Genomic DNA, 12,804 nt, shown 5'->3' on the forward strand with positions numbered 1-12,804 from the left:
GGCTTTTGCGGTTTGCTCAAAGGGGAATGTAGACTATTCCCCGATTCGGGAGTACGGTCATAAAGCGATAATGACTCTTCCGCTTCGAGGAAAGGTGACCAATGGACCGATTCGACGCGATGAACGTGTTTGTCCGAGTGGTGGAAACCGGCAGTCTGTCTGCCGCTGCACGTGCGATTCCGATGTCGCTCACTTCGGTGAGCCGCCACTTGTCGGCGCTCGAAAAGCAATTCGGCATGCAACTGCTGCGGCGCACGACACGGCACATTGCGCTGACGAACGAGGGGCGTCTATTTTTTGAGCGCGCGAAGTCGATCCTCGCGGAGCTGGACGAAGTGGGCACGTTACTCAGCGCGGGCCAGAGCGAGCCGGCGGGCCGTTTGCGCATCGCTGTGCCCACGCTGCTCGGCCGAACCGTCATCGCGCCGCTCTTGCCGTGCTTCCTTGCGCGCCACACCGCGGTTTCGGTCGAACTGCTGTTGATCGACCGCGCCGTGAATCTCGTCGAGGAGGACATCCACCTCGCGATTCATGTGGGCTGCCTGCCCGATTCAGCGCTCGTGGCACGCAAGCTCGGTGACGTGCGCATGGTCGTTTGCGCCGCGCCGTCTTATATCGAACGCCGCGGCGCGCCTTGCTCGCCTGACGAGCTGCGCCGGCACGACTGCCTCGTTTTCTCCGATCAGCCCGGCCCCGTCGATTGGCGCTTCAAGTCCGCAGGCACCCGTCATTCCGCCCGCATTACAGGTCGCCTCTGGGCCAACGCGCTCGACGTGCTCGCGGCCGCGGCGATCGACGGTGCGGGCATCGTGCGCGCCCCGTCGTGGCAAGTGGCAGCCGACATCGAGTGCGGCCGGCTGCGGCGTATCCTGCAGGACTACGAGACTATGCCTGCACCTGTGAATGTGCTCTTCGAACGCGCGCGACGCACGTCACCCTCTGTGCGGGCCTTCCTAGACTACCTGGTCGAATCGACGGAAACGGGCCCGCTCGCGGGCATGTCCCGCTTCGGCGAAGCGCTCGGCGCGGCAAACGGGTGATACCGCATTACGCCGGGCGCCTATGCGACATGTTCGTTCGTGAGTCTTAGCTCCCACGCCTTGGCGCCCTGAGCGCGCGCCAGCGTCAACGCTTGCTGCAAAATCAACGCCCGTGGCGCTCGCCGAGATGACCTCTTCTCCGAGAGCGTCCGAGACTTGACTCTCATCAGTTCAGGGGCGTTCCAAAACTGTCCAGTAGCGTCGCCGGCCAGCCGGGCATTAATGAGGCTGGCTGCTTCTCGCATACGGCCCTGTTCCAGCATTGCGCTCGCAAAGTCGGATAAGAAAACGGAATAAGCCGGATCAAATCCACGGGCTTGCAGCGTCTCCAGTGTCGATCGAAGCTCGACGAAAGAGACAGCGTTCGGATCCTGGAATACTTTCGCCCAAAGTGAAAAAGCCGAACCATAGAGTCCCCAAAAGTCCAGACCGTGAGTTCCTGCCACTTGGATAAGCTGCTGGGACACACGCTTGACGCCTTCTACGTCTCCCGAAAGTGCGCCCACGTTACAGCTTCCCTCCGCAAGGGCGCAGCATAGGGTGCAGGCGTGATCCAGTGCCATCGCCTCGTCAATCGCTATCTGGGCAGCCCGTCGCGCTTTGGCCGGGTTTCCCATTACCCACAGAATGCGCGAAAGAAAGGCCCAACCTGCCACGCGCTGGTCCATTCCAAATCTGAAATGGGAGCCATGACGTTCGTCGCGCGTATAACTGTCGAGCATGCACTCAATTTCAGACAAAGCTTCAGTGTGATTTCCCAGAAAATGATGAGATGTCCCAATCAAACGACGTGCCGTCAGAAGTGCCGCTTGATCGCGATGACTCGCGGCTAGATCTGCCATGTTTTTCCCGTGCTGGAGGGCCTGTGCGTAGTAACCGCTGCGGAGATGATAAAGCCATAGACCGTATTCAGCCTGCAGTTGCGTTTCCGCGTCGTCCAGCCGGAGCGCGAGATCGCTGGCCCTGCTCCAGGCCCGCCCATTAGCCGGAACGGGTCCACGTGACCAGGTCAGCGAAGTGGCCAGTGCGGTCTGGATCATCATCTCCTGGCGCTCTTCAACCGGAGGAATTTTCGTTTCTTCCAGTACGTTCGTAATCCGCAGGCGACACTCGTCGTAGAGTGATAGTTGTATCCAGAATGGGGCGGAGTTCGCGAGAATGAGCAGACCCGAGGCACGGCGCTTACTATCTGACAATGACCAGTCAAGAGCGGCCCTGATATCGTCAATGTGGTGTTCGTATTGTCGCTTCCATTGCGTCGTGGGTAGCGACGTCCAATCTCGTTGGGCTTGAGAAGTCAATTGCTCAACGAAGCGAGCATGCTTTTCAGTCATGGCCGCCGTGCGGTTCGCAAGCTGCTCCAGGGCGTATGCCCGCAGCATGGTTAGATAGCGATAGCGAATCGGTTGGGTTCCGGCCTGCAACGTGATCAGCGACTTGTCAACGAGGCTGCAAAGCACATCAACCAGTCGGGTGGGCTTTTCCAGATTGGTGGATACGATACGTTCTGCGGCAGCGACGGTGAAATCGGCAGGGAAAATGGCCAGCTCCTGGAACACCGCTTGTTCCACGGAGTCGAGTAATTGGTAACTCCACTGCAGCGCGTCACCAAGCGTCCGATGGCGACCTGGGGTCTGGCGTTTCTGAGCGGCAAGCAATCCGGACGAAAGGGCTAAATCTTCGGTGACCGCTGCGAGACCCAACGATGGCACGCGAGCTGCAGCGATTTCCAATGCCAGTGGAACCCCATCGAGCGCCCTGCATAACGTCGTAACCTGCTCTACGTTCGTTTCCGTAAGCTCGAAGTGATAGTCCGCGGAAGTTACACGGCGGACAAACAGTTCAACCGCACTATAGCTTCTTGCGTTTGCTGCGTTGATGGTGCGCGGAGGTAACGCGAGGGGACTGAGCCGGTAGACCTGCTCACCGTCCAGCCCCAATGGGGTCTGGCTGGTGAGCAGCACGCTCAGTTGCGGATCAGATTCCAGAACCCGCTCGAGGGCCGCTGCACAGGCCGACGTAACGTGTTCGCAGTTATCAACGACCAGTAGTGCCCTTCCCGGGTGAGACGCCAACTGTTGTGTGCTTGTCCCAGCAAGCCCCGCCAACGCGCTCGAAATAGCTGGCGATACTGAGGCTGCGCTCAGTTGCGACAAGTCGGCGAAGTAAACCCCGTCGGGAAACCAGGGACGGGATTCTGACGCGGCCTCTATCGCCAGGCGGGTCTTACCTATGCCGGCAGGGCCTGTGAGCGTACATAGCGTTTGGGTAGCCAGCAGCCGGTTCAATTCCAATAGCTCCTCAACGCGGCCGATCAAAGGAGACCGTGGGCTCGGCAGGCCAACTCGTGGTTGAGGTGCGCCTATGGACGACGTGACAGCCCGATGCGCCTGCACTGAACCTGTAAAACGATAGCCTCGACCGAATTCCGTCGCGATAAGGTCCCGATCATCCCCCAGTATTTTTCGCAACGACGAGATCTGCGCCTGCAAGCTGTTTTCCTCGATGACCTCCTTCGACCATATCCGGGAAAGAAGCGAATCTTTGGATACGACCTGGCCTGCCGTACTGACAAGCTGGACTAACACGTCCAGCGCACGCTCACCTACGTCCAGTCGTACACCGTCTCTTAACAATAGCCGCAAACGTGGGAACAACTGGTAGCTGCCGAAAGCAACCATATCGTCGTCGCGGGAGTCCGGGCCCTTCGACGGCCTTTCATGGCGAGTCTTTGTACCTGTAGGCATTTGTCAATGTCACACGGCGAGATTTCGGGGATCAACAGGGATTTCAGACGTCTGAAATTGTAGGCCAAAGACTTCTTGTGTGCGCTGCATCACGATGAAGGTCCCTGTACTACGTCGTGAGTCTGGACATGTCACCCAATACAGTTGGTAGCGAATCTCCGGCGCAGTCCGCCGCCCCTGAAGAGCCCGGGTTAACACATCACCTGGACAGTTCATTGCTGATGGTGATGGCGGTTGCCTGCGGTGTCTTCGTCGCTAATATTTACTACAACCAGCCGATCCTGGAACTATTGCAGCAGGCTTTCCCACGATCGGTTGGCCTCGTCAATCTGGTTCCGACGGCGACACAACTGGGTTTCGCCTGTGGTCTGTTTTTTCTGGTACCTCTGGGAGACCGGATTGATCGGAGAAAATTGATTCTCGGGCAAACGGCAGTGTTAGTCGTGGCGTTGGTATGCCTTGCTGCAGCCCCGAATGCCTGGTTGCTGGTAGTCGCTTCAGCAGTAGTAGGTATTTCAGGATCTGTTGCCCAACAAGTCGTACCGTTCGCGGCAGAACTAGCCGGATCCAATCGCCGTGGCCAGGTCGTCGGTACCGTGATGAGCGGCCTGCTTTGCGGCATTCTGCTGGGACGGGCCGTCGGCGGATTTACTGCCGATCATTGGGGCTGGCGTGCCACGTTTTGGCTAGGGGCCGCGATGACCGCCATTATCTGGGTCATGTTGCTAGTCAAACTCCCACACAGTGAACCCAAGACAAGTCACAGCTACTTTCGTCTCATGAAGTCACTCATCGAGTTGTGGCGAGAAGAACCGTCACTGCGCCGTGCAACGTGTATTCAAGCCGCGATGTTCGGCTCCTTTATTGGGCTATGGACGATTCTGGCATTGCGTCTGCATGAAGCCTTCGGCTTGGGGGCTGATGTCGCAGGCCTCATGGGGATCGTTGGTGCGGCCGGTATTCTGATTGCCCCACTTGCCGGCCGTGTCGCCGATCGTCGTGGACCTCATGCAGTTATCGGGCTTGGTTGTCTGATCATGCTGCTGTCATACGCGGTTCTCGGCCTTTGGGGCAGCCTCGTTGGCCTGATCGTCGGCATCATCCTGTTGGACTTCGGTGAGCAGTCGGCTCTCATCTCCAACCAACATGTGGTGTACGCACTTCGCCCGGAGGCAAGAAGCCGACTCAACACGCTATTCATGAGCGGCATGTTCGTAGGCGGTGCCGCGGGTTCCTGGGGAGCAAGTCTCAGTTGGCGACTAGGTGGATGGCACACAGCGTGCATATTCGGCGGCGCATTGGCATTGCTCGGGTTTGTTCTTCATTTCTCCGGGAGGCTGGCTGCTTATGGCACCACCAGGAGTTGAAACGTCGACAGTGGCTGAAAGCAACCGGGAATGGAATCGATGCCTCCCCCTGTAAGGGCCGACGGACGTAGCAGCTCGAAGGAATCAGGAAACTTTCGTACTCGACTCAATGTGAACGTAGAAAAGAGAGCGGGACGCAAGCGTCCCGCTCTCTTCTCACCTTGTGCTTTTGCTTACGCGTCCAGATAAGCCACTTCGCCATGCAACTCGGTATCGAGCCCGTGCTGCGCGGCGGCTTCACCGACCTTAACGGGTGTCACGCGGTTGATCAGCCACAACATGCCCCACGTGAACACGAACGCCCAGACGCCGGACACACATACCGCCACGCATTGCTTGACGAAGAAAGCGCCGCCACCTAACAGCAGGCCATCCGCGCCATTCGGATTCCACGCTTTCGACGCGAACACGCCGAGCAGAACGGTACCGACAAGACCTCCCACGCCATGCACGCCCCACACGTCGAGCGCGTCGTCGAGGCCAAGCCGGTTTTTCAGCGCAACAGCGTAATAACAGATCACACCGGCAGAAATGCCGATTATCGCGGCGGTGCTCAACGACACATAGCCGGCCGCGGGCGTGATGGTCGCAAGGCCGGCGACCGAGCCGGTCAGCAAGCCGATGAATTTCGGCTGCCGTGCGTTGGCCCATTCGATCAGCAGCCACGTAATGGCAGCGAACGAAGCGGCGACGTCGGTGTTAAGGAAAGACGAGGCCGTGATGGCGTCGACGCGCAGCTCGGAGCCGGCGTTAAAACCATACCAGCCGAACCACAGCAGACCCGTGCCGAGCGCGATCAACGGCACGTTGTGCGGCTTGTGCGTGAGGGTCTGACGGCGTCCCACATACAACACCGACGCTAGCGCGGCGAATCCGGCGGTGTTGTGGACCACAATGCCGCCCGCGTAATCGAGCACACCCCACTTCGCGAACAGTCCATCCGGACTCCAGACCATGTGCACGAACGGGAAATACACCAGCACCAGCCAGCCGGTCAGAAACAGGAAGTACGCCTTGAACGTCACGCGGTTGGTGAACGCACCTGTGATCAGCGCCGGCGTGATGATCGCAAACATCATCTGATAGGCGACGTGGACCACCAGCGGAATGCCCGCGTCATTGCCCGTGTACATCGTTTGCAGCGTAATGCCGCGCAGGAACGCATAGTAGGTCGGGTCACCAATGATGCCGTGCCAGCTTGGGCCGAAGCACATCGAGTAGCCGAACGCGAACCACAGCACGGTTGTCCACGCGAGCGAGATGAAGCTCTGCATCATGATCGCCAGCACGTTCTTGCGTTCGACTAGGCCGCCGTAGAAAAACGCGAGACCCGGCGTCATCAGCATGACGAGGCTCGCGCACAGCAGCATGAAAGCGGTATTGCCAACGTTGATCGGCATGGTTGCGGGAAGCACAGCTTGTCTCCTTGATGGTCGTCGTGATGTGTGCCTCCGGCGGCGCGAGGCACGGGCGTCGAAAAGAGCCCTTCAGCGCGGAATTTCTTTCAATTTGTAGGCTTCGTCTGTTTTCGCGCGTTTGCGGCAGGCGAAAAGTATTCTCGCGCCGGAGTCGGCGCAATACGGCTGGAAGATATAGCGGGATTCACGTGCCCCGTATGGCCGTCTCAGGCCCGACCGGCGACCGCTCGCCATCGTCAGCGTGCTGTAAGCGCGGGTAAACCACGTCCGCTCGAACGGCCGCTCATTGCGATGCCTGCGCAAAAACGTCGCTTTTTTGCGTCAGTTTCACATCGCTCCGTCCGCCCCGCCCACAGGCCACACAGGCTTAAAAACACCTATGATTTACAAGACATATTTCCTTCAAAAGGAAATTTAATCACTTCATGAAACAGCTTATTGTAAAAAAGTAGAGACACATTGGAACCGGTTCCATTTACTATGGCGCCGAAATCCGAAGACCGTCCGTGCACACCACGGCGCGCCCCCATCTCGCGATAAAGAACAATATGGCTCAATCTCCCCTCACCTCCCGCCGCGGCTTCTTACGCACGGCCGTTGCGCTGGTTCCCGCCGGGACCCTCGCCGGCTGTGAAGTCAAGCAATCCGCCACGACTGCTCAGGGCGCGAGCGGCACCGCCTCCGCGGGCCAGCCCTCCGGTGCCGACTACAAGCCGCATTTCTTCGACGCGAAGGAATGGGCGTTCATCCACGCGGCGGTCGATCGCCTGATTCCATCGGACAGCGAAGGCCCGGGCGCGGTCGAAGCCGGCGTGCCCGAGTTCATCGACCGGCAGATGGACACGCCGTATGCGCACGGCGCGCTCTGGTACATGCAGGGCCCATTCATGCAAGGCGCGCCGGAACTCGGCTATCAGTTGAAGCTCGTGCCACGCGATCTGTACCGGCTCGGCATCGCGGCGGTCAACGCCTACTGCACGAAGACCTACTCGCATCCGTTCGACGCCCTCGACGCACCCACACGCGACACCGTGCTCGCCGCGCTGGAGACAGAAAAGATCGATCTCGCGGACGTCCCGGCCGGCGTCTTCTTCGGCCAGTTGCTGCAAAACACCCGCGAAGGCTATTTCTGCGACCCGATCCACGGCGGCAATCGCGACATGGGCGGCTGGAAGATGATCGGCTTCCCCGGCGCGCGCGCCGATTTCATGGACTTCGTCAACCAGAACGGTCAGGCCTATCCGTATGGCCCCGTGTCGATTGAAGGAAAGCGCACCTGATGACCACACAAACCAAACCGCACGTCGACGCGGTCATCGTCGGCTTCGGCTGGACCGGTGCGATCCTCGCGAAGGAACTCACCGAGGCCGGCCTCAAAGTGGTCGCGCTCGAACGCGGCGAGTATCGCGACACCTATCCGGACGGCGCGTATCCGAACACGATCGACGAGCTGACCTACAACGTCCGCAAGAAGCTGTTCCTCGACCTCTCCAAGACCACCGTATCGATCCGTCATAACGTCGGCGACACCGCCCTGCCTTATCGGCAGCTTGCCGCGTTTCTGCCGGGCGAAGGCGTCGGCGGCGCCGGCTTGCATTGGTCAGGCGTGCATTTCCGCATCACTCCGGAAGAGCTGCGTCTGAAGAGCCACTATGAAGAACGCTACGGCAAGCGCTTCATTCCTGACGGGATGACGATTCAGGATTACGGCGTCAGCTACGACGAACTCGAACCGCATTTCGACTTCGCCGAGAAAGTGTTCGGCACCTCGGGCCAGGCTTATAAGGTCAACGGCAAGGTGGTCGGCGACGGTAACGTGTTCGACGCGCCGCGCAGCGACAACTTCCCGCTCCCCGCGCAGTTGAACACCTACTCGGCCGAACGCTTCGGCAAGGCCGCGCGCGAACTCGGACTGCACCCGTACCGCCTGCCTTCGGCGAATACGTCGGGTCCGTACACGAACCCGTACGGCGTGCAGATGGGACCGTGCAACTTCTGCGGATTCTGCAGCGGCTACGCGTGCTACATGTACTCGAAGGCGTCGCCCAATCTGAACATCCTGCCGGCGCTGAAGCAGTCGCCAAACTTCGAACTGCGCTCGCGTTGCCACGTGCTGCGCGTCGAACTCGACGATACGAAAAAGCGCGCCAAGGGCGTCACGTACGTCGATCCGGCGGGCAACGAAGTGTTTCAGCCTGCGGATCTCGTGATCGTCGCGGCGTTCCAGTATCACAACGTTCACCTGCTTCTGCTCTCGGGCATCGGCAAGCCGTATGACCCGATCTCGGGCGAAGGCGTGGTTGGCCGCAATTTCGCGTATCAGAACCTCTCGACGATCACCGCGTTCTTCGACAAGGACACCTTCACCAATCCGTTCATCGGCGCGGGCGGCAACGGCGTCGCCGTCGACGACTTCAATGCCGACAACTTCGATCATGGTCCGCTTGGCTTTGTCGGCGGCTCGCCGTTGTGGGTGAATCAGGCGGGCACCAAACCGATCAGCGGCATCGCGACACCGGCCGGCACGCCCAACTGGGGCGTGGACTGGAAGAAGTCGGTAAAGGACCACTACGCACACACCATTTCGATGGACGCGCATGGCTCCAACATGTCGTATCGCGACGTGTTCCTCGATCTCGATCCGACCTATCGCGACTCCTACGGCCAGCCGCTGTTGCGCATGACCTTCGACTGGAAGGACAACGACATCAAGATGGCGCAATACGTGACCGGGCAGATGCACAAGATCGCGCAGCAGATGGGGCCGAAGTCCATCGGCGTCTATACGCGTGAATTCGGCGCGCACTTCGATTCGCGCCGCTATCAGACGACTCACCTCGTCGGTGGCGCGATCATGGGCACCGATCCGAAGACGAGCGTGTTGAACCGCTACCTGCAAAGCTGGGACGTGCACAACGTGTTCGTGATGGGCGCGTCGGCGTTCCCGCAAGGCATCGGCTACAACCCGACCGGCCTCGTCGCGGCGCTCGCCTACTGGTCGGCGCGCGCGATCCGCGAGCAGTATCTGAAGAACCCCGGCCCGCTGGTGAGCGTATGAAGAAAAACATCGATGTGAAACGCCTGGGTCAGGCATTCAGACGCGTGCGCGCAGCGTCGTTCTGCATCGCGGCTACGTTGTCCGTTCCGCTCGCCGCGCAAGCCACAACGCTCCCAACTCAATCCGACGCGGCGTTGAGCGCGCACGGCGAATACCTCGCGCGTGCGGGTGACTGCATTGCTTGTCACACAGCGCAATCGGGCAAACCCTTCGCGGGCGGCCTGAAGTTCGACACGCCGATCGGTGCGATCTACTCGACCAACATCACGCCCGATCGCAACACCGGCATCGGCTCATGGACCTTCGCGCAGTTCGATCGCGCGGTGCGTGCCGGCGTGCGCCCTAACGGCGACACGCTGTATCCGGCGATGCCATACCCCTCGTATGCTCGCCTGAGCAATGACGACATGCACGCGCTGTATGCGTACTTCACGCAAGGCGTCGCGCCGGTGAACCAGGCGAACCGTGCAGTCGATATCGTCTGGCCGCTGTCGATGCGCTGGCCGCTCGGTATCTGGCGTTATCTGTTCGCGCCTGATCCCGTGGCGTTCGATTCGAAGCACTATGCCGATCCGGTGATCGCACGCGGTGCCTATCTCGTGCAAGGCCTCGGCCACTGCGGCGCCTGCCACACGCCGCGTGCGGTGACGATGCAGGAACGCGCGTTGAGCGATCTCGACGGCTCCGAGTTTCTCGCAGGCGGCGCGGCGATCGACGGCTGGGTCCCGTTGAGCCTGCGCAGCAATCCACGCACCGGCATCGGTTCGTGGAGCGAGGCCGATATCGTGCGATTCCTGAAGGCCGGACGCACGCAGCACAGCGCGGCATTCGGCGGCATGACCGACGTCGTGCAGCACAGCATGCAGCACATGAACGACGCCGACTTGACGGCGATTGCGCGTTACCTGAAGACGCTGCCGTCGACCGATCCGAAGGAAACGCCGTACGTGTACAACGATACGGCGGCTCGCGCTCTGCGCACCGGCGACGCCACAACGCCAGGAGCCGCCGTATACCGCGACAACTGCACCGCCTGCCACCGCAGTGACGGCCGCGGCTACACGCGCGTGTTCCCGGCACTGGGCGGTAATCCAGTCGTGCAGGGCAAGGACGCGACCTCGCTGATTCACGTCCTGCTGACCGGCAATACGCTCGAAGGCACGAAGACCGCGCCGTCTTCGTTCACGATGCCGGCCTTCGGCTGGCGGCTGAACGATCAGGAAGTCGCCGACGTCACGAACTTCGTGCGCAACAGTTGGGGCAACACCGGTTCGACAGTCAGCGCGGCAGATGTCGCCAAGGTCCGCAAGACCGTCACGGTGCATGCGCCCGAAATGCCACCTGCCGCGGCACTAAGCCACTAACATCGCGCCCTTGCAACTCGCCCGCAATCAGGGCGAGTGACGACAAGGGTTGCGCAAGCCGCTTCTCCCCTTCACGCAATCTGCTCCGTTGGTCATGAGGCGAAGCGGCAGTAGCGATTCGCTTGCCTCTGCCGCTCACTGCTGTTGCTGGACCGCGTCGAGCATCTCAAGATGACGCGCTTCCGTCTCGTCGTCTGCGGGGAACATGCATTCGATACGCAGCTCCTGTGCCGCGACGGCTTGCGGCGTGCCCACGGTTGCGACCATTGAAAAGTAATTCAGGACCTTGCCGCCCTTGACGAAACCGATTGGGATCACCGGCATGGCCGCAGCAGCGGTCCCGGTTTCCACGGTGCGCTGCGAAGCCTTCAAATCAGGCTGCACATCCGGATAGGCACGCAGCGCGGCAAGCAACTCGTGCGTCTGTTCGTCGACCACGCGACCGACCGATTCCCGATAGACACGCTGAATCAGGCTATTCGACACCGCTTGCCAATCGGCAACGAACGGACGCATTCCATCCGGATCGAAAATCAGATGCAGCATGTTGCGCGGCCCCTTGCGCGCAGCCATATCGATGAAGCAATTGAAAAAGCGCGGCGCGGATTCGTTGGTCATCAGCACGTTCCAGTAGCGGTCCATAACGAGTGCGGGAAACGGCTCGTGCTGACGCAACATTCTCCCAAGTGCTTTCGTGACACTCTGCATTTCCTGTGCGTTCCAGGTGCCATCGGCATACATCGGCGCATAGCCCGCTTCCAATAGCAACGTGTTGCGTTCGCGCAGAGGAATGTCGAGCGTCTGAGCGATATCCATCAGCATCTGACGGCTCGGCACGCTGCGTCCGCTTTCGATAAAGCTGATGTGACGCTGCGAGACACCCGCGTTGAACGACAAGTCCAACTGGCTGATGCCGCGCATGTCTCTCCAGTGACGCAACAACGCGCCGAGTTCATTCGGTGGCGTCTTCCTTCCGGGATTCGCAGGATTCATCGGTCTGTGGTCCGCTAGTCGATACAGATCAGGTTCGGTGATCGATGGCGCCGGAGCATCGTGGACGTCCGGCGCCAATCGGTCGTTCGAACCGCGCCGGTCAGCATACTCCCAGTTGCCGACCAACCCTTCCAGACGCGACCTATGCGGTCCAGACATATTCCTGGAACGGCGCTTCGAGCGGCGGCTTTGTGATGTTGCCGGCGTAGTTCGTGATAGTGGAAGCAGCCAGCACCGTGAGGACCTCGAGCACCTGGTCCTGACGGAAGCCGGCCTCGATAAACGGGTCCACGTCCTTATCGTCCAGGTGTCCGCGCTTTTCGATCGCTGTTTTCGTCAAGGTCGACAACGCGGCATGCTTGCGATCGGCAGGTGCGCGGCCATCGCGAATCGCTTCGAAATCGGCGGGTGAAAGGCCCTCTTTCAGTGCGAGCGCGGTGTGAAACGCAACCGCCCACGTACACGCGTTGGTCACTGCGTTAGTCAGCAACAGCGTCTGTATCTGCGCTTCCGTGAAAGTACCCGCATGAACCTTCTGGAAAATACCGATGAAACCGTCGATCAGCACCGGCGATTCAGCCATCGCGCCCGCGATGTTGGGGATAAGGCCGAAGTTTTGCTCAAGCTGCCGAAGCACCGGCCTGGATTGTTCGGGCGCGGATTCAATCGTGTGAATGTGAAACGTCGACATGGTATGTCCTCGATCGTAAGCGCCGCTCGGGATGAGTTGCGCGATGACCGAAGATTAGGCGTGAGTGTGCGGTCCGCCAATTACCTCGGATGTAATAGGTTTCGGTAACCGGCACGCGGCCATGCA

Annotated in this window: 9 protein-coding genes; 5 read left to right on the forward strand and 4 right to left on the reverse strand. The window is 60.2% G+C overall.

The window, feature by feature from the left end:
* The first annotated feature begins 101 nt into the window (after positions 1–101).
* Complete coding sequence (locus M0D67_RS22155; RefSeq protein ID WP_266239647.1) at positions 102–1,040, forward strand: LysR family transcriptional regulator; 939 nt, start codon at positions 102–104, stop codon at positions 1,038–1,040.
* Between the two features lie 20 nt (positions 1,041–1,060).
* Here M0D67_RS22155 and M0D67_RS22160 read toward each other — a convergent pair whose 3' ends face one another.
* Complete coding sequence (locus M0D67_RS22160; RefSeq protein ID WP_266239648.1) at positions 1,061–3,721, reverse strand: winged helix-turn-helix domain-containing protein; 2,661 nt, start codon at positions 3,719–3,721, stop codon at positions 1,061–1,063.
* 194 nt (positions 3,722–3,915) lie between these two features.
* Between M0D67_RS22160 and M0D67_RS22165 the strand changes: the two genes are divergently transcribed.
* Positions 3,916–5,154 (forward strand): MFS transporter, encoded by a 1,239-nt coding sequence (locus M0D67_RS22165; protein ID WP_266239649.1) that lies wholly within the window; start codon positions 3,916–3,918, stop codon positions 5,152–5,154.
* Between the two features lie 173 nt (positions 5,155–5,327).
* On the opposite strand, the gene M0D67_RS22170 is transcribed toward M0D67_RS22165, so the two are convergent.
* On the reverse strand, positions 5,328–6,569 hold the full coding sequence (locus M0D67_RS22170; RefSeq protein WP_216674285.1) for an ammonium transporter: 1,242 nt from the start codon (positions 6,567–6,569) through the stop codon (positions 5,328–5,330).
* A 551-nt stretch (positions 6,570–7,120) separates the two neighbouring features.
* Here M0D67_RS22170 and M0D67_RS22175 point away from each other — a divergent pair.
* Genes M0D67_RS22175 through M0D67_RS22185 form a run of 3 tightly spaced genes read left to right on the forward strand, consistent with a single transcriptional unit; the run spans position 7,121 to position 10,994 of the window.
* Entirely contained in the window at positions 7,121–7,852 is a 732-nt protein-coding gene (locus M0D67_RS22175) for a gluconate 2-dehydrogenase subunit 3 family protein (RefSeq protein WP_266239650.1), read from the forward strand.
* Positions 7,852–9,630 (forward strand): GMC family oxidoreductase, encoded by a 1,779-nt coding sequence (locus tag M0D67_RS22180; protein ID WP_266239651.1) that lies wholly within the window; start codon positions 7,852–7,854, stop codon positions 9,628–9,630. The genes M0D67_RS22175 and M0D67_RS22180 overlap by 1 nt, the downstream gene beginning before the upstream one ends.
* The gene (locus tag M0D67_RS22185; protein WP_266239652.1) at positions 9,627–10,994 is read left to right on the forward strand and encodes a cytochrome c; all 1,368 of its coding nucleotides are present in this window, start codon (positions 9,627–9,629) and stop codon (positions 10,992–10,994) included. Before M0D67_RS22180 ends, M0D67_RS22185 begins: the two co-directional genes overlap by 4 nt.
* A gap of 135 nt (positions 10,995–11,129) precedes the next feature.
* Here the strand turns inward: M0D67_RS22185 and M0D67_RS22190 are convergent, their stop codons facing one another.
* Both M0D67_RS22190 and M0D67_RS22195 read right to left on the reverse strand, forming a co-directional pair.
* Positions 11,130–11,987: a helix-turn-helix domain-containing protein gene (locus M0D67_RS22190; protein WP_266239653.1), complete on the reverse strand. Its 858-nt coding sequence runs from the start codon at positions 11,985–11,987 to the stop codon at positions 11,130–11,132.
* 142 nt (positions 11,988–12,129) lie between these two features.
* Positions 12,130–12,678, reverse strand: coding sequence for a carboxymuconolactone decarboxylase family protein (locus M0D67_RS22195; protein WP_266239654.1), 549 nt, complete (start codon positions 12,676–12,678; stop codon positions 12,130–12,132).
* Positions 12,679–12,804 lie beyond the last annotated feature (126 nt).

The organism is Paraburkholderia sp. SECH4 (assembly GCF_030511745.1).
Classification (GTDB): domain Bacteria; phylum Pseudomonadota; class Gammaproteobacteria; order Burkholderiales; family Burkholderiaceae; genus Paraburkholderia; species Paraburkholderia madseniana.